At 62.7% G+C, this 25,800-nt stretch carries 22 protein-coding genes; 14 read left to right on the forward strand and 8 right to left on the reverse strand.

Annotated elements, in window-relative coordinates; all coding sequences use genetic code 11:
• Positions 1 to 138 precede the first annotated feature (138 nt).
• Entirely contained in the window at positions 139 to 1,995 is a 1,857-nt protein-coding gene (locus ACFIQF_RS00805; RefSeq protein ID WP_393939256.1) for a DUF3300 domain-containing protein, read from the forward strand.
• A 35-nt stretch (positions 1,996 to 2,030) separates the two neighbouring features.
• Here ACFIQF_RS00805 and ACFIQF_RS00810 read toward each other — a convergent pair whose 3' ends face one another.
• Together ACFIQF_RS00810 and ACFIQF_RS00815 are read right to left on the reverse strand one after the other, a co-directional pair.
• Positions 2,031 to 2,594, reverse strand: a complete 564-nt coding sequence (locus ACFIQF_RS00810) for a DUF6891 domain-containing protein (protein ID WP_393939258.1) — start codon at positions 2,592 to 2,594, stop codon at positions 2,031 to 2,033.
• 116 nt (positions 2,595 to 2,710) lie between these two features.
• Entirely contained in the window at positions 2,711 to 3,280 is a 570-nt protein-coding gene (locus ACFIQF_RS00815; RefSeq protein ID WP_393939260.1) for a DUF2242 domain-containing protein, read from the reverse strand.
• A gap of 397 nt (positions 3,281 to 3,677) precedes the next feature.
• Between ACFIQF_RS00815 and ACFIQF_RS00820 the strand changes: the two genes are divergently transcribed.
• The 4 genes from ACFIQF_RS00820 to ACFIQF_RS00835 all read left to right on the forward strand — a co-directional run bounded on the left by ACFIQF_RS00820 (position 3,678) and on the right by ACFIQF_RS00835 (position 11,569).
• On the forward strand, positions 3,678 to 4,559 hold the full coding sequence (locus ACFIQF_RS00820) for a peptidoglycan DD-metalloendopeptidase family protein (protein WP_393939509.1): 882 nt from the start codon (positions 3,678 to 3,680) through the stop codon (positions 4,557 to 4,559).
• Positions 4,560 to 4,808: 249 nt separating this feature from the next.
• Positions 4,809 to 5,654 (forward strand): DUF4377 domain-containing protein, encoded by an 846-nt coding sequence (locus ACFIQF_RS00825; RefSeq protein WP_393939261.1) that lies wholly within the window; start codon positions 4,809 to 4,811, stop codon positions 5,652 to 5,654.
• A gap of 458 nt (positions 5,655 to 6,112) precedes the next feature.
• Positions 6,113 to 9,847 carry a choice-of-anchor U domain-containing protein gene (locus tag ACFIQF_RS00830; RefSeq protein WP_393939262.1) on the forward strand — a complete coding sequence of 1,245 codons (3,735 nt, stop codon included), beginning with the start codon at positions 6,113 to 6,115 and terminating at the stop codon, positions 9,845 to 9,847.
• A gap of 426 nt (positions 9,848 to 10,273) precedes the next feature.
• A complete protein-coding gene (locus ACFIQF_RS00835; protein WP_393939264.1) occupies positions 10,274 to 11,569 on the forward strand; it encodes an MFS transporter in 1,296 nt (431 codons plus the stop codon).
• A 29-nt stretch (positions 11,570 to 11,598) separates the two neighbouring features.
• On the opposite strand, the gene ACFIQF_RS00840 is transcribed toward ACFIQF_RS00835, so the two are convergent.
• Complete coding sequence (locus ACFIQF_RS00840; protein ID WP_393939266.1) at positions 11,599 to 12,516, reverse strand: MBL fold metallo-hydrolase; 918 nt, start codon at positions 12,514 to 12,516, stop codon at positions 11,599 to 11,601.
• Between the two features lie 90 nt (positions 12,517 to 12,606).
• On the opposite strand from ACFIQF_RS00840, the gene ACFIQF_RS00845 reads away from it, so the two are divergent.
• From ACFIQF_RS00845 to ACFIQF_RS00855, 3 genes are read left to right on the forward strand one after another with little or no spacing between them, the layout of a single operon-like run.
• Positions 12,607 to 12,936 carry an ArsR/SmtB family transcription factor gene (locus tag ACFIQF_RS00845; RefSeq protein WP_393939268.1) on the forward strand — a complete coding sequence of 110 codons (330 nt, stop codon included), beginning with the start codon at positions 12,607 to 12,609 and terminating at the stop codon, positions 12,934 to 12,936.
• A gap of 31 nt (positions 12,937 to 12,967) precedes the next feature.
• Positions 12,968 to 13,396, forward strand: a complete 429-nt coding sequence (locus ACFIQF_RS00850; RefSeq protein ID WP_393939270.1) for a YeeE/YedE family protein — start codon at positions 12,968 to 12,970, stop codon at positions 13,394 to 13,396.
• A gap of 12 nt (positions 13,397 to 13,408) precedes the next feature.
• A complete protein-coding gene (locus ACFIQF_RS00855) occupies positions 13,409 to 13,825 on the forward strand; it encodes a DUF6691 family protein (RefSeq protein ID WP_393939272.1) in 417 nt (138 codons plus the stop codon).
• Here the strand turns inward: ACFIQF_RS00855 and ACFIQF_RS00860 are convergent.
• On the reverse strand, positions 13,822 to 14,340 hold the full coding sequence (locus ACFIQF_RS00860; protein WP_393939274.1) for a hypothetical protein: 519 nt from the start codon (positions 14,338 to 14,340) through the stop codon (positions 13,822 to 13,824). The two genes, ACFIQF_RS00855 and ACFIQF_RS00860, sit on opposite strands and share 4 nt — an antisense overlap.
• Before the next feature lie 128 nt (positions 14,341 to 14,468).
• Here ACFIQF_RS00860 and ACFIQF_RS00865 point away from each other — a divergent pair, with 128 nt between their 5' ends.
• From ACFIQF_RS00865 to ACFIQF_RS00885, 5 genes are all read left to right on the forward strand, one after another.
• Entirely contained in the window at positions 14,469 to 15,320 is an 852-nt protein-coding gene (locus tag ACFIQF_RS00865; RefSeq protein ID WP_393939275.1) for a pseudouridine synthase, read from the forward strand.
• A gap of 108 nt (positions 15,321 to 15,428) precedes the next feature.
• Positions 15,429 to 16,424: a type I pantothenate kinase gene (gene coaA, locus ACFIQF_RS00870; protein ID WP_393939277.1), complete on the forward strand. Its 996-nt coding sequence runs from the start codon at positions 15,429 to 15,431 to the stop codon at positions 16,422 to 16,424.
• Between the two features lie 228 nt (positions 16,425 to 16,652).
• Entirely contained in the window at positions 16,653 to 17,849 is a 1,197-nt protein-coding gene (locus ACFIQF_RS00875; RefSeq protein ID WP_393939279.1) for a M20 aminoacylase family protein, read from the forward strand.
• A 32-nt stretch (positions 17,850 to 17,881) separates the two neighbouring features.
• Complete coding sequence (locus ACFIQF_RS00880; protein ID WP_393939281.1) at positions 17,882 to 18,874, forward strand: Bug family tripartite tricarboxylate transporter substrate binding protein; 993 nt, start codon at positions 17,882 to 17,884, stop codon at positions 18,872 to 18,874.
• Between the two features lie 141 nt (positions 18,875 to 19,015).
• The gene (locus ACFIQF_RS00885) at positions 19,016 to 20,101 is read left to right on the forward strand and encodes a TraB/GumN family protein (RefSeq protein ID WP_393939283.1); all 1,086 of its coding nucleotides are present in this window, start codon (positions 19,016 to 19,018) and stop codon (positions 20,099 to 20,101) included.
• Here the strand turns inward: ACFIQF_RS00885 and ACFIQF_RS00890 are convergent, their stop codons facing one another.
• Positions 20,102 to 21,280, reverse strand: coding sequence for an MFS transporter (locus tag ACFIQF_RS00890; protein WP_393939510.1), 1,179 nt, complete (start codon positions 21,278 to 21,280; stop codon positions 20,102 to 20,104).
• Positions 21,281 to 21,445: 165 nt separating this feature from the next.
• Here ACFIQF_RS00890 and ACFIQF_RS00895 point away from each other — a divergent pair, with 165 nt between their 5' ends.
• Positions 21,446 to 21,892 carry a winged helix-turn-helix transcriptional regulator gene (locus ACFIQF_RS00895; RefSeq protein WP_393939285.1) on the forward strand — a complete coding sequence of 149 codons (447 nt, stop codon included), beginning with the start codon at positions 21,446 to 21,448 and terminating at the stop codon, positions 21,890 to 21,892.
• A 104-nt stretch (positions 21,893 to 21,996) separates the two neighbouring features.
• Here the strand turns inward: ACFIQF_RS00895 and ACFIQF_RS00900 are convergent, their stop codons facing one another.
• From ACFIQF_RS00900 to ylqF, 3 genes are all read right to left on the reverse strand, one after another.
• A complete protein-coding gene (locus tag ACFIQF_RS00900) occupies positions 21,997 to 23,967 on the reverse strand; it encodes an AAA family ATPase (RefSeq protein ID WP_393939286.1) in 1,971 nt (656 codons plus the stop codon).
• 25 nt (positions 23,968 to 23,992) lie between these two features.
• Positions 23,993 to 24,241, reverse strand: a complete 249-nt coding sequence (locus ACFIQF_RS00905) for a hypothetical protein (RefSeq protein WP_393939287.1) — start codon at positions 24,239 to 24,241, stop codon at positions 23,993 to 23,995.
• 610 nt (positions 24,242 to 24,851) lie between these two features.
• A complete protein-coding gene (gene ylqF / locus ACFIQF_RS00910; protein WP_393939289.1) occupies positions 24,852 to 25,796 on the reverse strand; it encodes a ribosome biogenesis GTPase YlqF in 945 nt (314 codons plus the stop codon).
• Positions 25,797 to 25,800: the final 4 nt, after the last annotated feature.

Raw genomic sequence — 25,800 nt, forward strand, 5'->3', positions numbered from 1 at the left:
GCGGTTACAAGTCAGGGCAGGCCCGGCAGAAGCGTCAACAGCCGCACTACCATCGCGTTGAACAGACACGCCGGCTGCATCCGGCTCCCACTGTCCCCACCTACAGCACGGCCGAGCTGGCCGCGCCAGGAGTGTTCCATGTTGCAGCTCAAACCCATCGGCCAAGCAAGCGCCGCCCACCTCCCGTCCCGACTCTCGCTCTCGCTTTTGGCGGCGGCCTGTCTGGTCTCCTTGGCCGCTTGCAACGACAACGGCAGCCCCAAGGCCGCTGCGCCGGCACCGCTCGCAGCACCCGCGCCGACACCCGAGCCCACACAACCCGTGCAAGCAGCCTACACCCCGCCCAGCGCCGATGTGCTCTACCAGATGGTGGCGCCGATCGCGCTCTACCCCGACAAACTGGTGGCCCAGGTGCTGGCAGGCGCCACCTACCCGGACCAGATCAGCGCGGCCGAAGTGTGGCTGGGCCAGAACCCCGGCCTGCAGAAGGCGGCCCTGGTCGCGGCGGTCAACAGCCAAAGCTGGGATCCGTCGGTCAAATCGCTGACCGAATTTCCCAATGTGCTGGCCCAGCTCGCCGGCAATATCCCCTGGACCACGGCGCTCGGCAAGGCCTACTACAACGACCCGTCCGACGTGCTCAACGCCATCCAGGTGATGCGCGGCCGCGCCGTCAAGGCCGGCTCGCTCAAAAGCTCGCAACAGCTCAAAGTGCAGGCAGCAGCCCAAGCGGCCAGCACCGGTTACAGCGCCAGTGATTCCACCGTGCCCTTTTACGGCCACCCCGTGATTACGCCGCCCGAGCAGTTCATACAGATCGAGCCCACCCAGGTGGCCACCGTCTATGTGCCCCAGTACGACCCGGCCATCGTCTATGGCACACCGGTGCCGCTCTACCACAGCTACCGCAGCATCATCGCGCCCCCGCCACAGCCAGCCGTGGTGGTGGGCAGCGCGCCGGTGGTGGCAGGCATCATCGGCTTTGGCGCAGGCGTAGTGCTGGCCACCGCAGTAGAAAGCCGCCCCAACTGGGGTTGGCACAGCTGGGACATGCATTGGGGTGAGCACGACCACGACTGGCGCCCCGGCAACCCGCCACCGCCTCCGCAGGCGCGCCCGGCAGTGGTCTACAACAACCGCACCTATGTCTCGCAGTCCACCACCGTGGTAGAGAACATCCACAACAATGTGCACACCACGCAAATCACCAACAACACGGTGGTGCCAGGCAACAGCGGCCCAGGGTTGAATGCGGGAATGTCGCCACCGGCAGGCAGCCCCGCGATGCACGGCTTGGCCACAACCGCAGCCGTGGGTGCCGTGGCGGCCGGAGGTGCTGCCATGGCATTGGCCGCACGCCATGACAACCCCGCCGCCATGGCGCAAAGACAAGCGCCTGCGCCAACTGCGCAAACACCCATACCTGCACGCCCTGCAGTGCCAACGCCGTTGGCAGCCGCCGCCTCGGCACCGCATGGCACCGATGCGCGCCATCGCGTTGCTGCCCTGCCTGCCGCTGCGCCAGCTGACCGCGCTGTGCATGCCAGCGCGCCGCTGAATACTCCACAAGCGCCACACGCCCCAGCACAGCCCAACCAAGCGCCGCAGCGCGCCCAGGCAGCCCCGGCACCAACCGCGGCGCAGCAACAGGCCGAGGCTCAGCGCCAGCAGGCAGCAGCCCAGGCCCAAGCCCAGCAACGCCAACAACAAGCGCTGGCCGAGCAACAAAGCAGGCAGCGTCAGCAACAAGAGGCCGCGCAGCGGGCGCAGCAGCAAGATGCACTACGCGCCCAACAGGTGCAGCAACAGCATGCCCAGCAAGAGCAGCAACGCGCTCAACAACAGGCGCAACGCCAAGCAGAACAACGGGCAGCGCCACCCGCTCATGCAGCCGCCGCAGCGCAACACGCTCCCATGGTGGCCGCCGCGCCTCGGCCGGCACCCGCGCCCCACGCTGCCCATCCAGCAGCACGGGAACACAAGCATGAGCGCTGAGCATCACGCCGCTTGTTCAGCGGGCCGATGACGCTCTAACGGCTCTTCCAGTCAAACACCGGCAACGCAATGCGCTGACCGAAGTGGCCGTCCCATTGGGCGTGCAGGCCGGCGGCCACCAGGGCGCGCATCACACGCTGGCCCACTTCAATGCCGAGGGAATGCTCCTGCGCTGCATCCAGCGGGCCAAAAGCCAGGTACAGGCCGCCGCCCTGCACCACGCGGGCCAGATCTTGGCCGTGGAAAAAGCAGTAGCCGATGTAGCGCTCTGCATGGCTGCGCTCGCTCAGCGCTTGGCGCACGTCGTCATAGCCGTCGCTTTGCGTCTGGCCGGCGTTTTGGCGGCAGAGCACGCCTTGCTGCTCCAGCTGCTCAAAGGCCTGATCGAGCCGGTCGCAATCAGTGGTGCGAGGCCAGCTGCGCTTGGCCTGCTCCCAATCCTGCAAGCACTGCGCCAGGTAGCGCTGCACCTCAGCAGCATCGAGCTCACCGGGCTCGTGCATTTCGTCGACGATGATCTCCAGGATGCGTTCGGCGTCGTCAAACCCGCCGTGCACCCGCACCGTGATCTCGCTTTGCACATGGGCGGTCAGTGGCATGCGTGGCTCCTCGTCAAGGCCTTGGAATGCCAAATTTATACCACTGGCGCCGCCCACCAACTGCATCAGGTCAGCGCTGAAATGCAACAAAAAACCGGCTTGCGCCGGCTTTGTTTTCAGTTATCAGGGTCTGGCTCCGTCTCTGGCGCGCGGCCTTGCAGCCGGCTGCTGTCGTCCTGGCGCAGAAAGGATTTGATCAGGTCAAAAAAGCTGTCATAGAAGGTGGCCGAGCTCACTGTTTCGCTGCCCACCTTGATCATCGAATCACTGCCCGCAGAAAAAGGCAGCGAGAGCGAGCCCAGCGCACCCACGCCCACGCTGGCCGAGTTGCTGCTTTTCTTCAGGTTGTAGGTGTCTTTGAGGGCGGAGACAAAGCCCAGGGTCACCTTGCCGTCGTGGCTGTCGGTGGCGCAGACCACGCGGATGGTGATGATCTGGTGGTTGTCCACGGCCGGCTGAAAGCTTTTTTGCCCTTCAATCTCTTTGGGCTTGGAGACATTGATCAGGTAGCCCTGGCTCAACAAGGCGCGACGAGCCGCTTCGCAGGTACGCTCGGGCGTGGCATCGAACAGCCGCGAGTAGGTGGATGCTGCGCCAAAGGTTTCACTAGCCACCACGTTGTAACGGTGGGAATCGTGGTCGCTGCTGACATGGCTCAGACCACCGCAACCCGACAACATCGCCATGGCGGCCACAGCCAGCGCCCCGCCTGCCCAGCGGCGCGGCGGTTGGCTACCCCCGCCGGCAGCCTGATAAGGTCGGTCTGAATGCTTACCCAACATGAACAAGAAAAACTCCCGAAACATTTTCTCCGGCTTGCGCCATGGTGCAGTCCTTGGGTGGCTACTGTAGCGGATTCGGACTCGGCCGGCGCTGCGGGAGCCCAACTGCTTCATCAACGCTGCACACCTGCGCTAACATCAGTAAAAAGCATAGCACCAAATATGCTACCAGCCCCCGTCTCAGCGTCGGCTGCCGCCCGAGTGGTTTACCAATTTTTGCATATTAAACGCGAGCTTTGCGCCCGTTGAACAAGCGCCAGCCGCTATGCTTTTGCAAGCAGCCACCTTCTCTGTCATGACCATGCCCCCAAGCCACCTGCCTACCACCTCGTCCAGCAGCCCTTTTTTGCTGCAGCGCCGCCACTGGTTAAAAGCTGCAGCCTCCGCGCTGTTGGTGCCCGCCGGGCTGCCACTGGCCCAGGCGGCAGATGGCTGGCCGGCCGATTCGCAAGTGCCCGGTGGCGTGGCGCGCTTGTCGCTGGGCCCGGCAGCGGAACGCCCCCAGGCTTTCAGTGGCGACATTCCAGTGCTGGTGGTTGGCGATGCGATTGAATGGACAGCGCTGGTGGGCATTCCGCTTTCCGCACCGGTGGGCGCCGCGCAGATTCGCGTACAAACTGCACAAGGCTCGCGCACGGTGGCCTACCAAGTGCGAGACAAAAAATACAGCGAGCAACGACTCAAGGTAGCGCCCAAAACTGTGGATCTTTCCGAAGCCGACAACGCCCGCTACGAGCGCGAGCGCGACCACCAGAAAACCGTGATGGCCACCTTCACCGCGCCGGTGCCCGACAAGCTGGTGCTGCCCGCGCCCGTTCCCGGCCGGCGCTCGAGCTCGTTCGGGCTGCGCCGCGTCTTCAACGGCCAGTCTCGCAATCCGCACAGCGGCATGGACATCGCGGCCCCCACCGGCACGCCCATCAAAGCGCCCATGGCTGGCAAGGTGATCGATGTGGGCGATTATTTCTTCAATGGCCACACCATCTGGCTCAACCATGGCGGCGGCTTTTTAACCATGTATTGCCACCTGAGCAAGATTGATTGCACCGTGGGCGACAGCGTGCGCGCTGGCGAAGTGATCGGCAAGGTGGGCGCCACCGGCCGCGTTACCGGCCCGCACCTGCACTGGGGCGTGATGCTGAACCAGACCATGGTGGACCCGGCACTCTTCCTGCCCGCCTGAAACCCGGCCGGCACAGCCAGCCCGAGCGCCAGCTTATCCCCGCTTCTTGTGGGTGACGGTGTGGACAAGCGCTGGGACAAGTCGCCAAGTGGCTGTCATCAAAGGGTAAATGACAGCTGCTTATGCTTTAGGCAGCTGCCGCAGCACAACCAAGCCAGCGGACTACAAACCACCCCTTGCACTTGGGCTAGCATGCGGCTCACCGTTATTGCCATGCTTGCATGGCGGATCACTGAAAGGACGAATCTCATGAACCGATGGACCCTGGCCGCCTCTGGCGCCGCTGTATTGCTGGCACTGGCTGGCTGCAGCAACCCCACCACGGCACAAACCAGCACCCCCGGCACTGTCACCAGCACACCCAGCACCATGTCGTCTTCACCATTCAACAACACCTTGCAAGCCTTCCACTGGGAGCTGGAGAAAGCCGACGACAGCGCAGGCCGTGTACTGCCCGCCTTCACCGCGCTGGCGCCCAAAAACGTGGTGCGCCTGAGCTTTATCGCCGGCAAAAACCCTGGCGAGCAGATCGTCGCTACCAAGATTTGCAACAACATGAGCGGCAGCTACCAGCTCAACGGCAACGACCTCAAGGTGGGCAACCTGGCCAGCACCAATATGGCCTGCGCCACGCCCGGGCTGATGCAGCTGGAGCAAGCCGTAGGCGCGCAACTGCAGCGCGCCACCGCCGTGCATTTTGCGCAAGACGCCAACCCGCCGCGCATGATGATGCAGTTCAACGATGGCAGCCGCTGGCACCTGGTGGGCAAGCCCACCGACGCCACTCGCTATGGCAGCGCTGGCGAAACCATCTTTCTGGAAGTAGCCCCGCAAACCAAGCCTTGCTCTGCGGGCGCCGCACGCAATGCCCAATGTCTGCAAGTGCGTGAAGTGCGCTACGACAACGCCGGCCGCAAGAGCATTGCCGGTGATTGGCAGCATTTTTACAGCCCCATTCAGGGCTTTGAGTTCGAGCCCGGCTACCGCAGTGTGCTGCGCGTCAAGCGCTACCCGGTAGCCAACCCGCCCGCTGACGGCTCCAGCCTGGCCTATGTGTTGGACATGCGTGTAGAGACGGAACGCGTTGGCAAATAATTGCTCACCATCTCTGGGAAATACCTCGGCTTGCCGGGGTATTTTTTTGTCTATTTTTTTGAGAAAAAGAACATTTTTTCTGTTCTAAAAACAGAAAAAACAATCAAGCCCAGAGAAAAAATCCGTCAAAAAATACAAATATTTCTACCCACTTTGCTGCATTGCAAAAGCCAATAACCATTGACTTTTTGCCAGATAAGGCATTTAGCTATCATCCATAGAGTGTGATTCTACTTTCACAAGCAGCAAAAACACCTATCCTCAATCAGGCCGCAGCGCCTGATTTTCTGCTTTTGCGCATATTTTCAACAAAGAAGATATGACACAAAACAGCCGCGACTGAATTTCTCAAAGTATTAATTGATGCAGATTAAAAATCTTATTCTTTTATCTTTACGGGGTTTACAGCGCCGCTGGGCAAAAGCAGTGCATTCGCCCTGATTACCCAGGAAAGCTCCATGTCACTTATCACCAGCACTGTGTCGAAATCTCCGCACCAACAGCTTGGCGCACCAGCGCCTGCCCAGGTCGTCATGCGCGCCTTGCTCGCGGCGCTGGTATGGCTGGCTGCGGTGTGCCATCTGCCCGGCATGGCGGCGGTGTTACCACAACTTGCCGCACCAAACATGCAGGCGGTCTCCAGTTCTGCCATTCCGCCGTCGCAGACCCGCCAACTGAGCATGGACCCGGCGCTGACCCAGCAGCTTTACATCAAACCCCACAACACATCGCGGGGCGCCCAGTTTGGCTATTCGGTGGCCATCGATGGCGACACCATGGTGGTCGGTGCCCAATTTGAAAGCAGCAATGCCAGCGGCATTTTGGACACCAGCACCTCTGCCGCGTCTGGTGCCGCCTATGTGTTTGTGCGCGACGCCCAGGGCGCATGGCAGCAGCAAGCCATGCTCAAGGCATCCAACACCGGCAAGGGTGACCAATTTGGCAACGCGGTGGCTATTTCTGGCGACACCATTGTGGTGGGCGCGCTTTTTGAACAGAGCAATGCCACGGGGGTCAACGGTGACCAGAGCGACAACTCCATCTACCAGGGCGGTGCCGCCTATGTCTTTACCCGCACAGCGGGCAACTGGAGCCAGCAAGCCTACCTCAAAGCCTCCAATGCGAAAGCCACTGGGACTACTCCCTCCACTGCAGGGCAGCGCTTTGGCTATTCGGTGGGCATCTCGGGGCAAACCATCGTCGTAGGTGCCGTAGGCGAACGCAGCGCGTCCCCCACCGATCAGAGCAACAATAGTCTTAATGACGCTGGTGCGGCCTATGTGTTTGTTTACGACGATTCGCTGCCTGAAAAGTGGAAGCAGCAGGCCTATCTCAAGGCTCCAACCCCCGTTGCCAATGCCTCTTTTGGACTTGCTGTGGCCATAGACGGAGACAGGGTGGCCGTGGGAGCACATAGAGACAGAGTGGGTAGCGTGAGCTCAGGAGCTGCCTATGTGTTCGAACGCCAGCCACTCGATGGCAGCTGGGGCCCACCGACGCAGCTCCATGCATCGAACTTCGGGATCAATGACTATTTTGGTACGGCAATTGCCATCTCCGGCAGCACGGTGGTGGTCGGCGCAAGCAGGGAGGGCAGCAGCCTCACGGGCGTGAACAACCCTGCCCCGGATAACAACGATGCACTTAACTCAGGCGCTGCCTATGTCTTCGTCCGCAATGCCGCTGGCAGTTGGGGCCAACAAGCCTATCTCAAGGCGTCCAACACCCGCAGAAATGCCTATTTTGGCGAGTCCGTGGCTATTTCCGGCGATTCCGTCGTAGTGGGTTCATGGGGAGAGTCCAGCGCAGCCACGGGCGTCAATGGTGACCAAAGCGCTAGCAGCATCAGATATCCCGGCGCAGCCTATCACTTTGTGCGAGATAGCCAGGGGCAATGGTCGCAGCAAAACTACCTCAAGGCATCCAACACCGATGCAGATGATTATTTTGCCAAGTCCGTTGCCATACAGGGCCACACAGTGGTAATCAGTGCCCCGATGGAAGACAGTGCAGCCAAAGGCATGAACGGCAATCAAGGCAACGACCCTAGCACCCCCGACTCTGGCGCCGTGTATTTGTTTACGCCCTCTGCCGATTTGGCTGTAGCCGTAGAAAGTTTGAGCGCCGTCACCGCAGGCGAAGCCGTCAGCTACACCGTAACGGCCAGCAATGTGGGCACAGGGGGCGTGCCCGATGCGCGGCTCATCCACACGGTGCCTGCCGCGTTCCTGAACGCCAGCTGGACTTGCGAGCTGATCGACGGCATGCCTTGTGCCACTGCCTCGGGCGTCGGTGATATCGACGAACGCATGGATTTGGCCCCCGCCCAAAGCGCCATCTACACCGTGAGCGCAACGGTAGATATCCACGCCACAGGCAGCATCAGCAACAGCGCCAGTGTGGCTGCGCCGGTTGACATTACCGAGCTGGACGCCAGCAACAACAGCGACACGCAAAGCTATCTGGTCGACCCGCCACTCATCAAAGCGGATCTGAGCGCTCGGCTGCAGCTGGAGACAAGCGCGGTCACGGCGGGCGAAGCCATCCGCTACAGCATCACAGTCAGCAATGCAGGCCCCTCTGCCGTGGCTGGCGCCGGGGTGAGCCACACCATCCCGGGCGGCTTGGTCAACGCCAGCTGGACTTGCGCTTATGCCGATAGCAGCCCTTGCGCAAATGCAGCTGGTAACGGCAATATTGCAGAGTTGGTTGCTCTGCCTGCTGGCGCCAACATGGTCTACACGGTTAGTGCCACGGTGGATGCCAGCGCCACAGGCACCATCACCAGCAGCGCGAGCGTTGCCGTGCCTGCAGGCGTTGTGGAGACAGACCCCAGCAACAACAGCGATACGCAGACCTACCCCATCGGCACAGCACTCATCAAAGCCGATTTGAGCATACGGCAGCAGTTGCTGACGAACTCAGCAACTGCTGGCGAAGCCATCCGCTACAGCATCACGGTCAGCAATGCAGGCCCGTCTGCCGTTGCCGGTGCCGCGCTGAGCCACACCATCCCGAGCGGCTTGGTCAACGCCAGCTGGACTTGCGCTTATGCCGATGACAGCCTGTGTGCCAACGCTGTTGGCAACGGCAATATTGCAGAGTTGGTTGCCCTGCCTGCAGGCGCCAGCATGGTGTACACGGTAAGTGCCACGGTGGATGCAGACACCACAGGTGCCATCACCAGCAGCGCCAGCGTTGCTGCGCCTGCTGGCGTTGTGGAGACAGACCCCAGCAACAACAGCGACACGCAAACTTACACCGTTGGCGCAGCACTCATCAAGGTCAATCTGGGCATTGCCTTTGGTGCTGCCAACTCCAGCACGCTCGCCGGCAAGAGCGTGAGCTTTCCGCTCTCCGTCAGCAACACAGGGCCCGACGCAGCCACCGGCGCATTGGTCCACTACCAGCTGCCAGCCAGCTTCAGCAGCGCCAACTGGGTTTGCGTCGCCAGTGGCGGCGCCTCTTGCGGTGCCAGCAGCGGGAGCGGCAACATCAACGCCACTGTCGACATGCCTGTTGGTAGCACACTCAGCTACCAGATCACAGCCCAGGTCAGCGGCGCGGCTACCGGCTCCATCAGCAACCATGCCAGCGTGCAAGCACCAACCGGCGTCATAGACACCGACACGAGCAACAACAACGCGCAAGCCCTGGTGCTGCCTGTTGTTGGCGGCGTTGTCGCCCTGCCCGAGGGCAGCGCCGAGTTGGAGTTTGCTGGCGCTGGCTGCGTGCTGCAGTCTGGCCCCACTTACAACGAGGCACCCGCCACCGGTGGGCCGGCAGGCTACCGCTTTCCGTTTGGACAGTTGGGCTTCCAGGCAACAAGCTGCCAGCCGATGGGCCAGTTGCAGATGGAAATCCGCTTGCCCGAAGCAGTACCGAGCGACGCCAAGCTGTTCAAACAGCTCAATGGCGAATGGATTGAATGGCCTGCCGACATTGCAGATGCCCGCGTGCAATTCCGCATCCAAGACGACGACGGCAGTTCCACCGCCACCGCGACGGGCGATTCCAATCCTGCGCCCGGATCGATCACCGATCCGGTGCTGCTGGCTGTTCCGAGCAAAGTCGAAGCGGCCAAACCCGTCGCCGTTCCCGGCTTGGGCCCTTGGGCCTTGGCGCTGCTGAGCTTGCTGGCCAGCGGCATGGGCGGCCTGCTGCTCGTGCGACGCGGTCATCCCCTGCGTTAAGGCCATATCTGCCCGCCACAGGCAGCGGCCTCCGTGCGATACCTCGGCAACACGCGCTTATACCCAGCAACTGTGGCCGAGCTTGTGGACAAGGCTTGCATGACTGCAACAGTGGCTTGATTCGATGGCATATTTTCTCTCTGCCCATTTTTTATGCAGCCCGCGCCAGCGCCGGCTCGCACTTATACCCAGGGCGCGGGGATGGCCCTGTGCATAAGCCCGGCACAAGCAGCACAAGGCTTTGATCTGTCGGAAAAATTTCAGCCTGCCCAGTTTTTGGGCAGGGCAGCCCCAGCCGTTGCAGCGGCCCTGGTCTTATAGAAGACTTGGAGCACCATGGCAGAATGGCAGGCTGATAAATACCTATAACACCTGCTGCGCAGCACAGGCCGGCCCACCGGCCTGCGCCTGGCCAGCACCGCTCTCATGCCCGACATTGCGCCCCAACGCCCTTCGCTGCTGCGCGACCAGCACAGCGGCTTTCTCCCGTTTCTGGTAGCCCGCGTGTTTGCCGTGGGCGCCACGCAAATCCAGGCGGTGGTAGTGGCATGGCAGGTGTACGACCTCACGCGCAACCCGATGGCGCTGGCCTTCGTGGGCTTGGCGCAGTTCATCCCCATGCTGCTGTTGCTGCTGCCGGCGGGCGAGCTGATCGACCGGCTGCCGCGCAAAAAAGTGCTGGCCGCAAGCTGGGCTATCGGCGGTGTTTGCAGCGCTTTGCTCTGGTGGTTGTCGGGCCACGGCCATGCTGGTGTTGCCGGTATCTACGCCGTGCTGGTGTTGTACGGCGCCACGCGCGCTTTTTCCGGGCCCTCACTGCAAAGCCTGCTGCCGCAATTGGTGCCGATGGAGCTGCTGCCCCAAGCCATTGCAACCAACAGCGTGGTCATGCGCTGCGCTGCCATTGGCGCGCCCATGCTGGGCGGTTTTTTATATGCTGCCGGTGGTGCTGAATGGACGTACGGCGTGTGCATGCTGGCTTTCGCCATTGGCACCTTATTGCTGCTGCGCGTGAAGGTGCTGTACGCCGCGCCCAAAAGCGCAGCCCAGCGCAATGAGGCGGGCGACTCCATCTGGCAGCGCTTTGGCACTGGCATCCGCTTCATCTTCAGCCGCCCCATGGTGCTGGGCACGATCTCGCTCGACCTGTTTGCCGTGCTGCTGGGCGGCGTGGTGGCGCTGCTGCCCATCTACGCGCACGAAGTGCTGCACACCGGCCCCGAAGGCCTGGGCCTGCTGCGCAGCTCGATGGCCATTGGCGAAGTCTGCGCCGGCCTGTACCTGAGCAACCGCCCTTTCGATGCACGCGTGGGCCAGCGCATGATGCTGGCAGTCGGCGTTTTCGGCATCGCCAATCTGGTGTTCTCGCTATCGCACTGGCTGTGGCTATCTTGCCTGGCGCTGGCGGTGGCAGGCGCGGCCGATATGGTGAGTGTTTATGTGCGCGGCGCCTTGCTGCAATTTGCCACGCCCGACAACATGCGCGGCCGCGTCAACGCGGTGAACATGCTTTTTATTGGCTCATCGAACGAGCTGGGCGAGTTCCGCGCCGGCAGCAGCGCATCGCTCATGGGTGCTGTGCCTGCAGCCATTGCCGGCGGCATTTGCACCTTGGCTGTGGTCGGTTTGTGGACGCGCATCTTCCCCAGCCTTTGGCAAGTGAACCGCTTTGAAGACGCGCAGTACCAAAGCCAAGCCGGCGGCCCATCCACCGGCAACTAGGCCCGCCAAGCACACCAATCCAGAGCGAATTACAGCGCGTTCACCGGCAACTGCAAAAAGCGACGGCCTTGCGCATCGGCATCGGGCAGCTTGCCGGCGCGGATATTCACCTGCACCGAAGGCAGAATCAGCTGCGGCATCTCCAACGTGGCGTCGCGCGCCTGGCGCATGGCGACAAAGCTGGCCTCGTCCACACCGTCGTGCACGTGGATATTGCTGGCCCGCTGCTCGGCCACGCTGGTTTGCCAGCGCGGCTCGCGCCCGGCTGGCGGGTAATCGTGGCATACGTACAGCGCGGTCTGCGGCGGGTAGGCCAGCAGCTTGCGCACCGATTGGTAGAGCTGGTGCGCATCGCCGCCCGGAAAATCGCAACGCGCGGTGCCCACATCGGGCATGAACAAGGTATCGCCCACAAAAATTGCGGCCGGGCCAGCGCCACCTTCCACCACATAGGCCAGATCGGCCGGTGTATGGCCGGGCACGCTGATGGCACGAATACTGGTGCCACCCAGTTGCAGCACATCACCATCGGCCAACAGACGGTCGAAATCCCCGCCTTGCGGCGTGATGGCGGCCTCCATTGCAAAAATAGAACCAAACACTTTTTGCACTGCCGTGATGCGCTGGCCAATGGCCACCGAGGCCACTGGAGCTGCCGTCTCAGCAACCCCATATGCAGCCTGTGCGCGCAGCCATTGCGCAGCAGAAAGGTGATCGGCGTGGGCATGGGTTTCCAGCACCCAGCTCAGCTCCAGCTGCTGGGCCTGCAGGTAGTCGACAATCTTCTGCGCAGACGCAGTGCTGGTGCGCCCGCTCTTGGCATCGAAATCCCAAACTGGGTCGATCACCGCAGCCAGGCCGCTGGCCGCGTCGTGCAGCACATAGCTCACGGTGCCGGTGACCACATCAAAAAAAGCCTGAACAACAAAAGCGCTGGAAGAAGCCATGGCAGAAACACCTTCAACAAAAACAATATATATTTTAGTATAATATTAAAACCTTGCAACCAGGCGCCATAGACCTTGCCACAAACCGCCATGAAAGACACCCCACCCACCCCTACCGGCCTGCCACTGGACACCATGCGTGCCGCCGCACAAGACGCGGTGGCCGCCCTGAAGGTGCTGGCCAACGAAGACCGCCTGCTGCTGCTCTGCCACCTGAGCCAGGGCGAGTGCTGCGTAAGCGATATGGAAGCGCGCCTGGGCATTCTGCAGCCCACGTTGTCTCAGCAGTTGGCGGTATTGCGGCGCGAGAACGCCGTCACCACGCGGCGCGAAGGCAAGAACATTTATTACCAGATTGCGGACCCGCGCCTGTTAGCCCTGCTGCAGACCATGTACCAGCAATACTGCCCGGCGCCTTGAGGCCGCTTTTCTTCTCTAGCAAGAGGTTTGTATGACCATCGACTTCTCCGTTTTCACCCCGTGGTCCGCCCTGATAGGCGGCGCCTTGATCGGCCTGGCCGCCGTGCTGCTGGCACTCTTCAACGGCCGCATTGCCGGCATCAGCGGCATAGTTGGCGCGCTGCTGCCGCCACGTCGCCAAGGAGGCGCTTGGCGCTGGGCCTTTGTGCTCGGCATGCTGGCCGCGCCATTGCTTTACCAATGGTTTGCGCCTGTGCCAGCCAGCGCCAGCCCGGCCAGTTGGCCTGTGCTGGTGGTGGCCGGCTTGCTGGTGGGCTTTGGCACACGCCTGGGCTCTGGCTGCACCAGCGGCCACGGCGTTTGCGGGCTCTCGCGCCTGTCGATGCGCTCGCTGGTAGCCACGCTGTGCTTCATGGCAACCGGTTTTGCCACTGTTTTCATCATGCGCCACGTGCTGTAAGGAGGCCACACCATGACAACCGCAATCGCCGCCCTGGTGGGCCTGATTTTTGGCCTGGGCCTTCTGGTATCGGGCATGGCCAACCCGCAAAAAGTTTTGGGCTTTCTGGATCTAGCTGGCCCTTGGGACCCTTCGCTCGCCCTCGTCATGGGTGGCGCCATCGCTGTAGGCGTAGTGGGCTTTGCCATCGCCCGCAAGCGCCAGCGCAGCCTGCTGGACGAGCCCATGCAATTGCCCAGCCGTACTGATATTGACGCACCCCTGGTTCTAGGCTCTGCCCTGTTCGGCATTGGCTGGGGTCTGGCCGGCTACTGCCCCGGCCCGGCGCTCACCGGTATCACCGCCGGCATGCCCAGCGCCATCATCTTCAGCGCCGCCATGCTGGCAGGCATGGTGCTTTTTGGGCTTTGGCAGGGGCGTAAGGGCTAAGCGCCACGGTTGGCGCGCTCAAACGACACACCGTAAAGCGTGTCAGAAAAGCGCAGAGTCAGATCATCGCCTTCGCGCTTGACGCCTTGCACCGGCTGCGCCCGCCGCGCCCACAGCATGCCCATCAGCAAAAATGTGGGCACGATGCAAAACAGCGCCATGCCCCCCGCAACCACGGGTTTGCCACTGAGAAACTGAAAAACAAGCAGCAAAGTAGGCAAGAAGCCCAGCACGCCAAACACCCAGACAAAGCCGCGCACGCCCTTCATCACCGCCGTCTGGCGGTTAAAGACAGCCGCCAGACCCAGCCCTTTGGCGTGCGCGGCACATACCGGGTAGCGCAGGTTTGTCATGCGGGTCTGGAACTCCACCGCACCCGTGAGTTTGAGGCGGGTATCCAGCACTTCGCCCACCGCCAGGCTCGCCGATTGCAGCCCTTGCTTGCTGCCACACCGGGCGCAGCGGTTGGGCCAGCGCAGCGGTTTTGAAACATCGACGCAGACTGTGTGGCTCACGGCAAAAACTCCGACAATGGCGATCCCAGTAATGTAAATTCAGTCGCCCCGCGTGCCAGCGCCTGCGTGGTGACCGTGCGACATGCAAGCACCCGTTTTTTGCATGTCGCGCAACCGCCCTTTTCCCCATGCCCTTGATTGCGCCCGCCGAAGCAGGCATCCACTCCATCGACGAAGCACTGCCCGTGCTGTGGCGCGACGAACACCTGATCGCCATCTACAAGCCCGCCGCCTGGCTGGTGCACCGCACCGGGCTGGACGCAGGCGAGACTCGCTTTATTGTGCAGACGCTGCGCGACCAGATCGGCCAACATGTCTACCCCTTGCACCGCCTGGACAAAGGCACTTGCGGCGTGCTGCTGCTGGCCTTGCACAGCGAAGCGGCCAGCAAAACCCGCGCGCTGTTCGAGGCGCAACAAATCGGCAAACGCTACCTGGCCTTGGTACGTGGCTGGGCGCCCGACACTTGCGCTGTAGACCACGCGCTGCGCCCCGACGACGCGCCGGCCGATACACCCGCCCAGCCCGCCCAAACCCGCTTTGCGCGCCTGGCCAGCCTGGAGCACCCCGAGGCTTACGACCCACGCTTTGCCGCTACCCGCGTCTCACTGGTGCTGGCCGAGCCGCTTACCGGCCGGCGCCACCAGATCCGCCGTCACCTCAAGCACATCGCCCACCCGATCATCGGCGATGCCACGCACGGCAAAGGCCCGCTCAACCGCTGGTGGGCCGAGCGCCTGGGTCTGCAGCGCCTGTGGTTGCATGCCTGGCAAATGCGCCTGCAGCATCCGTACACGGGCGAAGCGCTGCAGCTTGACAGCGGTGTGCCATGGCCAAGCCCTAGCACTGGCCTCAGCGAAGGTGGCAGCAATGCCTGCTACCACTCCAGCGCTGCCCAATGGCAGCAGTTGCTGCGAGCCAATTGGCAATGGAATGCCACCGCGCCAAACCTGGCCCAGCCAGACATCCACCGCCAGTAATACGCTTTGCCCGCAGCCCGGTGGAGTGGTGCCACAATGGCGCCGAGACGGGCGGCAGCGCTAGCGAGCGCACACCGCCTCCAGAGACAAGCTCCCACAGGTACTCTTTTGACAACGCCTTCCCCTTTCGTCACCGGCAGCGCCTTGCCAGCGGCCGCCGAGCCCGGCACTGCGCCTCGGATCGAGCCGCCTTACGTCATCTTCAACCGCGCCCAATGGGCGGCGCTGCGCAGTCCGCAAGACCTGGCGCCTTCGGCTTCGAGCATCGAAATGCTGGGCGGCGTGATCGATCGCGCTCTGCAAAGCGAGGTGGAAGAGATCATGCTGCCGCTGGCCCGCGTGATCAACTCGCACATCCAATCGGCGCACGAGCTCAACCGCATCGTCTACAGCGGCTTTCCTGACGGCCGCCCGCAGGCACCCGCGCCTTATGTGATTGGCGTGGCCGGCAGCGTGGCCGTGGGCAAAAGCACGTTTGCGCGCTTGCTGCGCGCCGTTCTGGCCGACACCGTGCCCGGCCGCCGCGTAGAGCTGGTCACCACCGACGGCTTTCTCTACCCCACGCAGGAGCTGCAGCAAAAAGGCCTGATGGGGCGCAAAGGCTTCCCCGACAGCTACGACCTGCCCGCCATGCTGGAGTTTCTCTCGGCAGTCAAAGCCGGCCAGGCGCAGTTGCAGGTGCCCGTTTATTCGCACGAAGCGTACGACATCGTGCCCGGCGAATTCCAGACCGTGCGTGCGCCCGACATCCTGATCTTCGAAGGCCTCAACGTGCTGCAAACCAAGAACAGCACCGCCGCTGTGGCTTCGGATTTTTTCGACTACTCGCTCTACCTCGATGCCGAGCCCAGCCTGATCGAACAGTGGTACATCGCGCGCTTTCTCAAACTCCAGCGCACCGTGTTCCAGCGTCCGAGCTCGTACTTTCACCACTACAAAGACCTCAGCGAAGGCGAAGCCACCCAGGTAGCGCGCAGCATCTGGCAGCAAATCAACCTGCCCAACCTGCTCGACAACATCGCCCCCACCCGCGGCCGTGCGCGCATCGCACTGCGCAAAGGCGCGCAACACCAGATTGAAGAGATTTCTGTGCGGCAAACCTGAGCAGCGCAGCAAAGCCAAGCCTGCTCAGCGCCGCCCTCCCCACAGATGGGCGGCCCGCCATCGCAGCCATTCAACCACCGATACGCAGCCATGGTCTGCCCTCATGGCAGGCGCAGCGCGCTCGGCGACAATAGACCGCTTATCGATATAAACAGAAGTAGTAATTGGCAATCGCATAATCGGTGCTCCATCGACCGGTTGCCACCACCGACACCGGGAGATTGCGCCATGTACCTCGACCAAGACAACACCCCCAACATCAACCAGCTCACCGCCTTCCGCCGCGATCTGCACATGCATCCCGAGCTGAAGTACGAAGAGCACCGCACCGCCGACAAAATTGCCGCCTACCTGACGGCGCTCGGCATCCCCATGGTGCGCGGCCTGGGCACCACCGGCATTGTGGCCAGCATCTACGGCCAGGGCCGCAGCGCCAGCAACCCGGGCCCGGCCATCGGCATTCGCGCCGACATGGACGCGCTGCCCGTGCAAGAGACCAACCAGTTCGGCCACATCAGCCAGTACGAAGGCCGCATGCATGCCTGCGGCCACGACGGCCACACCACCATGGTGCTGGGCGCGGCCGAGCTGTTGGCCGCCAAGCGCGATTTTGATGGCACCGTACACCTCATCTTCCAGCCCGGCGAAGAAGGCGGCGCCGGCGCTCGCGCCATGATGAACGACGGCCTGTTCACCCAATTCCCCTGTCAGGCCGTGTTTGCACTGCACAACTGGCCGGCACTGCCGCAAGGCCAGATGGGAGTGCGCGTTGGCCCGATCATGGCTGCCGCCATGCGCTTTGAAATTGTGGTGCGCGGCCGGGGCGGCCACGCAGCCCTGCCCCACACCACCATCGACCCGATCCCGGTGGCCTGCGCCATCGTCGGCCAGCTGCAGACGCTCATCTCGCGCGGCACTGATCCGCTGGACGCGGCCGTGCTAACGGTCGGCAAAATCGAATCGGGCACGGTGGAAAACATCATTCCTGACGAAGCGCGCATCTACGGCACCTGCCGCAACCTGACCAACGCTTCGCAGCAGTTTCTCATCGACGGTCTGCACCGCATCAGCGGCCACATCGCCGAAGCGCACTTCGCCAACGCCGAAGTCATCATCAAGCCCGGCTACCCCAACACCACCAACCACAAAAAAGAGGCGCTGTTCATGGGTGAGGTGATGCGCGAAGTGGTCGGCCACGAACAGGCGCACACCGATGTGCTGCCCGCCATGACGGCCGAAGACTTTGGCTTCATGCTCGAAGAAGTACCCGGCGCCTATGGCTGGATCGGCAATGGCCCCGATGGCCAGCCCGGCGTCGGCCTGCACAACCCGGGCTACGACTTCAACGACAACAACCTGGCCCTGGGCGCCAAGTTCTGGGATCTGCTGGCACGCCGCTGGATGCAGACCCAGGCCCAGCGCTGAGCGGCCTTCGCTCCACTGCCTTGCCTTTTTCCATGACCCACTCTCTCACCCGTCGCCAATGGCTGCAAACCAGCGCAGCCCTCGCCGCAGGCATTGCCAGCGGCGGCAGCTTTGCCAACAAACCCTGGCCCGGCGGCCAGACCATCCGCATCATCGTGCCCTTCCCGGCCGGCGGTGTGAACGATGTGGTTGCGCGCCAGTTCGCCGACCTGCTGGCCCCGGTGCTGCAAACCAGCATCATCGTGGACAACAAGCCCGGCGCGGGCGGCAGCATGGGCATGGACCAACTGGCCCGCTCGGCCGCAGACGGCCACACGCTGGCCTTCTCTGGCATCAGCACGCTCACGCTGCTGCCGCACGTGATGAAGGTGGCGTACGACCCGATGAAGCAGTTCAGCGCCGTCGCCTCCACCATGTATGCGCCCGTCTACCTGCTGGCCACCAAGGCCTTCAAGGGCGAAAATGTGGCCGATGTGCTGGCCGCCGCCAAGGCCAACCCCAAGGGTGTGACCATTGCCAGCTCGGGCTACGGCACGCTGGGCCACATCATGATCGAGCAGTTCACGCGCCAGACCGGCGCCAACCTGGTGCACGTGCCCTACAAGGGCGGCAGCCAGATGATCACCGACGCCGCAGGCGGCCAGTTCGACCTGATGGTGGCCAACCCGTTTGCGCCCATCAACGCCTTGATCGCCGACGGCAAACTGCGCGTGCTGGCCGTCACCGGCCCCGAGCGCGCTGCCGGCTTCCCCAAAGTGCCTACGCTGGGCGAGCTGGGCTATGCCAGCGCCAACCTCACCTCGCTGTTCGGCTTCTATGCACCAGCCGGCACGCCCGAGGCCGTGGTGCAGCGCCTGAACCAGGCCATCAGCGCCCAGCTGGCCAACAAGGAAGTGCAAGACAAGCTGCGCGCGCTCGACAACATTCCGCTGAGCATGGGCGCCGACAAGTTCCAGGCCCTGATCAACAAGGAATGGGAAGCCAACGGCAAAGTGGTGCGCGAGGCCAACATCCAGGCGCAATAAGCTCCGCACCCCTCTACGACCAAAGGCACCCGGCCCACGCGCCCGGTGCCTTTTTGCATGCCGCTTGCGATAGAGCACACTGACCTGCGGCAGCGATGGAAGAGAATGCCTGCAGCACCACCAGCACCAGCAAAGGAAAGCATGCAGACCATCGTCCAACCACTCAGCGCCATCCAACAACTACGGGCGCTGGGCCGCGCCACCGCTTTGTCCGTGACCGCAGCGGCTCTGCTGTGGGGCAGCCTGCCAGCCAGCGCGCAAGTACCGCAAAAAGCCGACCCGCCAGCAGCCACAACGGCAACACCATCTGCCGACGCCAACTGCCCCCGGATCGAGCTGACCACGCCCGAACAACTGGCGGCACTCAGTCAGCAAAGCCACCCGGACCGCGGCGTGCTATGGGAGCTGCGCAAAGGCGAGCAACGCGCCTACCTGCTCGGCACCATCCACCTGGGCAAGCCGGAGTGGATCTTCCCCGGCCCGCAAACGCAGCAGGCCATCAGCGGCGCACCGGCCATTGCGCTGGAGCTGGACCCGCTGGACGCCCGCAACGCCCAGCTGCTCAACCAGCACATGATGCAAGACACCGATGTACAAAAACTCATCCTGCGCAACAACCCGCAAATCAACCAGCGCCTGGCACAACTGGCCAGCACGCTGTGCGTCGCATCGCCGCAGTTCGACCAGTTGGGCGCCATCGGTAAAACCATGACCTTGGTGGTGATGGACTCGGTCAAGGCCGGCTACTCGGTGCTCTTTGGTGTGGACCTGATGTTGGCCGCCACCGCCCGCAAGACCAACAAGCCGGTGCTCGCGCTGGAAACCGTACAAGAGCAAATCAAAGCCATGGGTCTAGGCAGCAACAAGCTCGCTGACAGCGCCACGCCGGCCGATTTTGACAAAGCACTGGGCGAAATCGAAAGCGGCAAAAGCCGCGAAATGCTGCAACAACTGGCCACGCACTGGCAGCAAGGCGACCTGGCCGCGCTCGACGAGATGATGCGCACCTGCAACTGCATGGACGACATCGGCATGAAAACCACCTTGCTTGACGAGCGCAACGCCCGCATGGCCGAACGCATACCGGCACAGCTCAACAAATACCCCAACCTCTTCATCGCTGTGGGCCTGCTGCACATGGTGGGCGAGAAAAACCTGCTGCAAATGCTGGAAAAGCAAGGCTTCAGCGTACGCCAACTGACCGGCGTGGGCGCGGTGCCGCAGTGATCAGCCAGCCACGGCGGCCTTGGGCGCAACGTGCCGAGTTGCCCACCAGACAGCCAAGGCCAGCAAGCTGACCACCGCGCCCCAGCAACAAACGCCCAACCAACCGGCATGGGCATAAACAGCGGTGGTGCTGACCGCGCCCAAGCCGCTGCCCGCGGCATAGAACAGCATGTACAGGCTCACCAGGCGGCTGTGCGCCTCGGGCTGGGAGCGGAAAATCATGCTCTGGTTGGTCACATGAAGCGCCTGGCCACCCAGGTCGAGCAGCACAATGCCCAGCACCAAGGCCAGCAGCGACCACGGCATCAGCGCCAACGGCAACCAGGCCAGCAACAAAATCGCCAACGCCGCCGCGCTGATGCTCTGCTGGTGCCCCTGGTCAGCCCACTTGCCCGCACGCACGGCGGCCAAAGCACCCACCGCCCCCACCAGGCCAAACGCACCAATGGCAGTGTGCGAAAAGTGGAAAGGCGCCGCGCTTAAAGGCAGCACCAGCGCGCTCCAAAAAATATTGAAAGCCGCAAACATCAGCAAAGCCAACACGCCCCGCACCTGCAACATCTTGTCTTGGCGCAGCAGGCTCAGCATCGACGTCAGCAACTGCGGGTAGCCCAAGGTGCGAGATGCTGGCGCCAAGCGCGGAAGCTGCCGCCACAGCGGGAAAGCTATCGCCAGCATCAGCACAGCCGCACAAAGGTAAACGCCGCGCCAGCCCGCCACATCGCTCACCGCACCAGCAAACACCCGCGCCAGCAGCAAGCCCACAAACACGCCACTTTGCGCCGCGCCCACTACTCGCCCTTGCTCATGCGCTGCAGCAGCGCTGGCCGCATAAGCAATCAGCCCTTGCGTCATTGCCGTGCCCAGCAAGCCCACCGCCAACATGCCCAGCAACAACGCCGGGGCCGTGCGCGCCACGCTGACTGCAAGCAAGGCCAGCACCAAGCCGAGCAATTGCAGTGCCATCAAGCGCCGGCGCTCTACCAAATCGCCCAGCGGCACCACCAGCAACAACGCCAAGGCGCAGCCTATTTGGGTTGCCAACACCACGCCACCAATGGCCGCATGGCTGATGCCAAAGTCTCTCGCCAAAGCATCCAGCAAAGGCTGGGCGTAATAGACATTGGCCACGCTCAAGCCGCTGGCAATGGCGAACAGCCATACCAGGCCAGCCGGCATGGCTGCGGCGCAAGGCGAGGCGCTGCCTGCACCCGCAGGCGAAAGAGAAGCTGAACAAGCTGGCATGGCGGCCCCATCTGGTTGCAAAACAAAACCAGATAAATGCTGCGCGATGCAGTTGTAAAATGCAACCAGAATGAATAAACGCCCTTTCCAGGAGATGCCATGCCCGCTCGCCAGCCCCTGCATGAAGAACCTTGCCCGGTAGCGCGCACGGTAGATTTGATCGGCGATCGCTGGTCGCTGCTGATCGTGCGCGACGCTTTCGACGGCATGCGCCGCTTTGGCGAGTTCCAGCGCAGCCTGGGCGTGGCGCGCAACATCCTGACCGACCGCCTGCGCAAGCTGGTTGAGGCCGGCATTCTGGAAACGCAAGACGCATCCGACGGCTCGGCCTACCAAGAATATGTGCTGACTGACAAAGGCACCAGCCTCTTCACCGTGGTAGTGGCTCTGCGCCAATGGGGCGAGCAACACCTGTTCGACCGCGGCGAGCGCCATTCCCGCTTGATCGACAAACGCACCGGCAAGCCCATACCGCACATGGCGCCCCATGGCAAAGATGGCGCAGTGCTTCTGCCCGAGGTGACTGAGGTGCGGAAGGTGGTGTAGCAGGCGAGTGCATTCAAGCGAAGCTTGAGAGTCCAGCCTTGCAAAATTCCCATAAAAAAACGCCACCAGCAAACCGCTGGTGGCGTTGAAAAAAGCTGCGTGCCTCAGGCCTGGTGGCTGTGCGCGGCGAGCATTGCCGTGTAGGGTTCCAGCACCAGTTTTTGCTCGGGCACGTCGCCTGCGCGCTCTTGGCTGAGTGCGATGGCTTGGCCGTGCGCGGCGCACAGTTGCACCATGGCTGCGGGAGTGACCAAGCCTTCGCGCAGCAGCACATCGGTCATGGCCATCAGCAGTCCGTTGTGCTGCACCAGCAGCTGCTCGGCGCGCTGCATCTGGGTTTGCAGCAAAGCCTCCATGGCGGCGTTGGTGGGCGCAACATCGTTGTTCATGTTTTCGCCCGATTCATCGGCCACATCGGTGCGCGAGAGGCGCTCGCCAAAACCCAGGTGGCGCAGGTAGCGGGCTGCGTCCGAGGTGGCTTGGCGAATGTCCTGTTCGGCGCCGGTCGTGCAAGCGGCCGCACCAAACACATGCTTTTCGGCAGCGCGGCCGGCCAGGCCCACGCACACCATGTCAAGCATGTTGCGCTGGCTGGTGGCTTGCAGCTCGGTGAAGCTGTTGTAGCCGCCTTCAAACGTGGCGATGTTGATTTTCATCTCCATCGGCGCGCGGCCAAACAGCAGCGCGTACACCATGCCATGGCCGGCCTCGTGCACCGCCAGCAGCGCCCGGAAATCCGGGCTGGTGCGCTGCTTGACCTTGTTCAGATCCAGCGGCACGGCAAAGCCCTGCACATGCTCCTGCTGGTCAGCCAAAACCATGCGCACCTGCAGCACGGGTTGGTCCGCCAGCATCTGCACTTGCAGCACCTGTCCAGCTTGCGCGCCCCGCTCCAGGGCCCACAGCGACGCGTCGACCAGCGAGCTCGACAAGATCGTGTGCACCGACGAGAACAGCGGCCGCGTGCCCTGGGTGGGGAACACCGCGTTCTGGTAGATCTGCGTCAGCACATCGTCGCCAATGGCAAAACGCAGGCCGCAGTTGTCCTCAATGCCTTGCACGTAGTTGCGCACCGTGGTGGCGATGAGCTTTTCGTACGTGGCCCGGCTGAACGACGGGTAGATCACGTGGTGGTTGCCCAGCCGCGCAATCTGCTCGGGCTTGAAGCGCTCGGCCAGCGCGCGCTTCACGTCGATCAGCGACAGACGGCTGGTCAGGCGGTGGAAGATGTCGGCATCGGTGTCGCAATCTTCCACGCGGCTGGCCGTTTCGGTGTACATCTCGTCGAGGTTGCCGCACACAAAAACCAGCAGCTTGCTGTAGTCGGTTTCCCAGCTTTGCTGCGATTCGCGAAACTGCACCAGCAGCCGGTGGATGTGCTCGTTGCTCCACTGCATGATCTCCATCAGCGGCTCAGCAAGCTTGAGGCTGCGCTTGAGCGCCTGCGCGTCCCAGGCGTCAATCTTGTAGCGCAGCTTTTGCTGCTTGCGGCGCTCTTCCTCGTCGTCCTCGTCCTCGCGCTCGGCGTCGTACTGCGCGCTGGCAATCTTGCGCTCCATGCTGTGCAGCTCAGACAGCGCAGGCGGCAGCTTGCCGTCCGACAGCAGCGCCCACACGTCCTGGTAACGCTCGACCTTGCTGTCTTCGCCCCGCGAGCCCACCGTGCGGTAGCGCTGAAACTCGTCGAGCACCAGCATGCCCGGCTCGCCCTCCACCATGCCAGCACTCTCGAGCGTGCCGGAGATGGTCGAGCCACCGTAGCTGCCACCGTTTTGGCTGAAGCCGTCCATCTGCACTTCGACAAAGCGGTCGTAAAAACCCAGCAGCTGCGCCAGGCGGCGCGTGAGCTGGGTCTTGCCCGTGCCTGTGAGGCCCCACAGGCACACGATCACGGGGCGGGTGATGAGCTGCGGCATCACGTACCAGGCGCGGACCGCGCCGATCACGCGGTCGATCACGTCATCAATACCGATCAATTCGGTTTTCAGCTGCGCCGCAATGGCCTGCAGGTTTTGTTGACGCTGGTGCATCTGCTCGCGCAGCTGCAGCTCGTTGGGGGTTCGCATATCGTTCATGTTCTTTTTCTCGACAATGGTTTTTCTATAGGCGCACTCGATCCACACAGCGTGCCAGTTTTTGCAAAGCCACACGGTCTGCCCGGCGCTGCGCGCCCTGGCTGCGAATGTGCTTGCCCGCTGCGCCTGACAGACGCCGCTGTGCCATGGCCTTGGCCACGGGGTTGTTGGGATGGGCATTGACCACGATTTGCAGCGACATCGGCTGCTTCATGCGGCGCAAGGCCTTGACCCGGCCCTCTTCATAGGCGCGGGAAACAGTTTTTGCACTCATGGTGCGGTTCCTCCGGGCCAGCACCGGCAGCTGTGGCAGCGCGGCGCAGACCCAAACAAAAAGCCCCGGCGGGGGAAGCCAGGGCTTTTTGTCGGTCCTGCCCGCAAAGCAATGCGGGCAGCGACCAAGGCCTAGGCTGAACGGTGTGAGCACGGTTCAGCCGGGGCAAGAACCGTGTTCAAGGTAGGTGGTTGAACATGAGATAGGACATAAGCAAAAACTCCTTGTCGTGCGCTGCAGAAGGTTGCTCGTTACTGCAGCGATAAGAAGATGAGGGGCGACTATAGGATGCCTGAGGACAAGAATCAAGCATTATCCACGCATTCGTCGCAAAAATACCACAAGCACTTTATCACGCTTTCCACGCCTTTGCGCTGGCATATGCCGGCTTTGGCCAGCAAATGCGCTTATCGTGAAAATCACTCACTCCCAGGCGTACAGCACAGCTTGACCGCACTCCACAGGCATGGCAGCCGCTGGACACACGGCAGCAACGGCGCTGCCTGGAACGCATACAACAAAGCCCGTGCAACTGGCCTGGCCAGCTGCACGGGCTTAAAACTTGGCTGAGCCACTGCTCGGCAGCTCAGTGCATCAACGCAGCAACGCGTCAATATCGCTTGCGGCCAGCCTTGCGGTGCTTTTCGTGCTCGGCCTTGCGGGCCTTGGCGGCGGCTTCGGCCTCTTCGCCGGCGGCGCGCCATTGCTCAAACTCGGGCGGCGTCTCCAGCGTGATGCGGCCAATCATCTGCGTGCGGAAATCGGTAATCAGCAGCTCGGCCGCCTTTTGCATGTTGATGCGCCCGCCGCCCATGACCGCGCCGCGCTTCTTGCCAATCAGGCCCAGCAGCTCGTCGTCGTGCAGCTCGGCAATCTCGGCATCTTCCAGGCCCAGCTTGTAGCGCTCGTCCAGCATGCGCGCATAGTGCTTTTGCAGGTACAGCAGCAGCTCCAGCGCCACCAGCTCGTCGTCGTAGGCGTTGCGCCCCACCGAGCCGCAAGCGGCCAGGTTGTAGCCCGTCTGCGGCACGATGATCTTGGGCCACAGCATGCCGGGCGTGTCCCACAGGTAAAAATCGTCGGCCAGCACAATGCGCTGCTCGTCCTTGGTCACGCCGGCCTCGTCGCCCGCCTTGGCCTGGCTCTTGCCCGACATACTGTTGATCAGCGTCGATTTGCCCACATTGGGCACGCCGCAAATCAGCACGCGCATGGGCTTGGCCATGCCGCCACGGCCGGGCGCCAGCTGGCGGCAGGCTTCCACCAGGCGCTTGGCAGGCGCGGGCTCGCTGGCATCCAGCGGCAAAGCCTTGGTGTCGTGCTGCGCGTCGTACCACGCCACCCATTGCTGGGTGCGCTCGGCGTCGGCCATGTCTTGTTTGTTGATGATTTTCAGCGTGGGCTTGTGGCCGGTCAGCTCGGTCAGCGCCGGGTTGGCGCTGGAGCCCGGCATGCGCGCGTCCAGCACTTCGATCACCACATCAATGTCTTTGATGCGTTCGGCGATCAGCTTGCGCGTCAGGTGCATATGGCCGGGAAACCATTGGATACTCATAGTC

Origin of the sequence: Comamonas trifloxystrobinivorans (assembly GCF_043359985.1) — a bacterium.
GTDB lineage: Bacteria > Pseudomonadota > Gammaproteobacteria > Burkholderiales > Burkholderiaceae_C > Comamonas > Comamonas trifloxystrobinivorans.

Coding starts and splice junctions, on each gene's coding strand:
- ACFIQF_RS00805 (WP_393939256.1), top strand. CDS start 139: ATGTTGCAGCTCAAACCCATCGGCCAAGCAAGCGCCGCCCACCTCCCG.
- ACFIQF_RS00810 (WP_393939258.1), bottom strand. CDS start 2,594: ATGCCACTGACCGCCCATGTGCAAAGCGAGATCACGGTGCGGGTGCAC.
- ACFIQF_RS00815 (WP_393939260.1), bottom strand. CDS start 3,280: ATGGCGATGTTGTCGGGTTGCGGTGGTCTGAGCCATGTCAGCAGCGAC.
- ACFIQF_RS00820 (WP_393939509.1), top strand. CDS start 3,678: ATGCCCCCAAGCCACCTGCCTACCACCTCGTCCAGCAGCCCTTTTTTG.
- ACFIQF_RS00825 (WP_393939261.1), top strand. CDS start 4,809: ATGAACCGATGGACCCTGGCCGCCTCTGGCGCCGCTGTATTGCTGGCA.
- ACFIQF_RS00830 (WP_393939262.1), top strand. CDS start 6,113: ATGTCACTTATCACCAGCACTGTGTCGAAATCTCCGCACCAACAGCTT.
- ACFIQF_RS00835 (WP_393939264.1), top strand. CDS start 10,274: ATGCCCGACATTGCGCCCCAACGCCCTTCGCTGCTGCGCGACCAGCAC.
- ACFIQF_RS00840 (WP_393939266.1), bottom strand. CDS start 12,516: ATGGCTTCTTCCAGCGCTTTTGTTGTTCAGGCTTTTTTTGATGTGGTC.
- ACFIQF_RS00845 (WP_393939268.1), top strand. CDS start 12,607: ATGAAAGACACCCCACCCACCCCTACCGGCCTGCCACTGGACACCATG.
- ACFIQF_RS00850 (WP_393939270.1), top strand. CDS start 12,968: ATGACCATCGACTTCTCCGTTTTCACCCCGTGGTCCGCCCTGATAGGC.
- ACFIQF_RS00855 (WP_393939272.1), top strand. CDS start 13,409: ATGACAACCGCAATCGCCGCCCTGGTGGGCCTGATTTTTGGCCTGGGC.
- ACFIQF_RS00865 (WP_393939275.1), top strand. CDS start 14,469: ATGCCCTTGATTGCGCCCGCCGAAGCAGGCATCCACTCCATCGACGAA.
- ACFIQF_RS00875 (WP_393939279.1), top strand. CDS start 16,653: ATGTACCTCGACCAAGACAACACCCCCAACATCAACCAGCTCACCGCC.
- ACFIQF_RS00880 (WP_393939281.1), top strand. CDS start 17,882: ATGACCCACTCTCTCACCCGTCGCCAATGGCTGCAAACCAGCGCAGCC.
- ACFIQF_RS00885 (WP_393939283.1), top strand. CDS start 19,016: ATGCAGACCATCGTCCAACCACTCAGCGCCATCCAACAACTACGGGCG.
- ACFIQF_RS00890 (WP_393939510.1), bottom strand. CDS start 21,280: ATGCCGGCTGGCCTGGTATGGCTGTTCGCCATTGCCAGCGGCTTGAGC.
- ACFIQF_RS00895 (WP_393939285.1), top strand. CDS start 21,446: ATGCCCGCTCGCCAGCCCCTGCATGAAGAACCTTGCCCGGTAGCGCGC.
- ACFIQF_RS00900 (WP_393939286.1), bottom strand. CDS start 23,967: ATGAACGATATGCGAACCCCCAACGAGCTGCAGCTGCGCGAGCAGATG.
- ACFIQF_RS00905 (WP_393939287.1), bottom strand. CDS start 24,241: ATGAGTGCAAAAACTGTTTCCCGCGCCTATGAAGAGGGCCGGGTCAAG.
- ylqF (WP_393939289.1), bottom strand. CDS start 25,796: ATGAGTATCCAATGGTTTCCCGGCCATATGCACCTGACGCGCAAGCTG.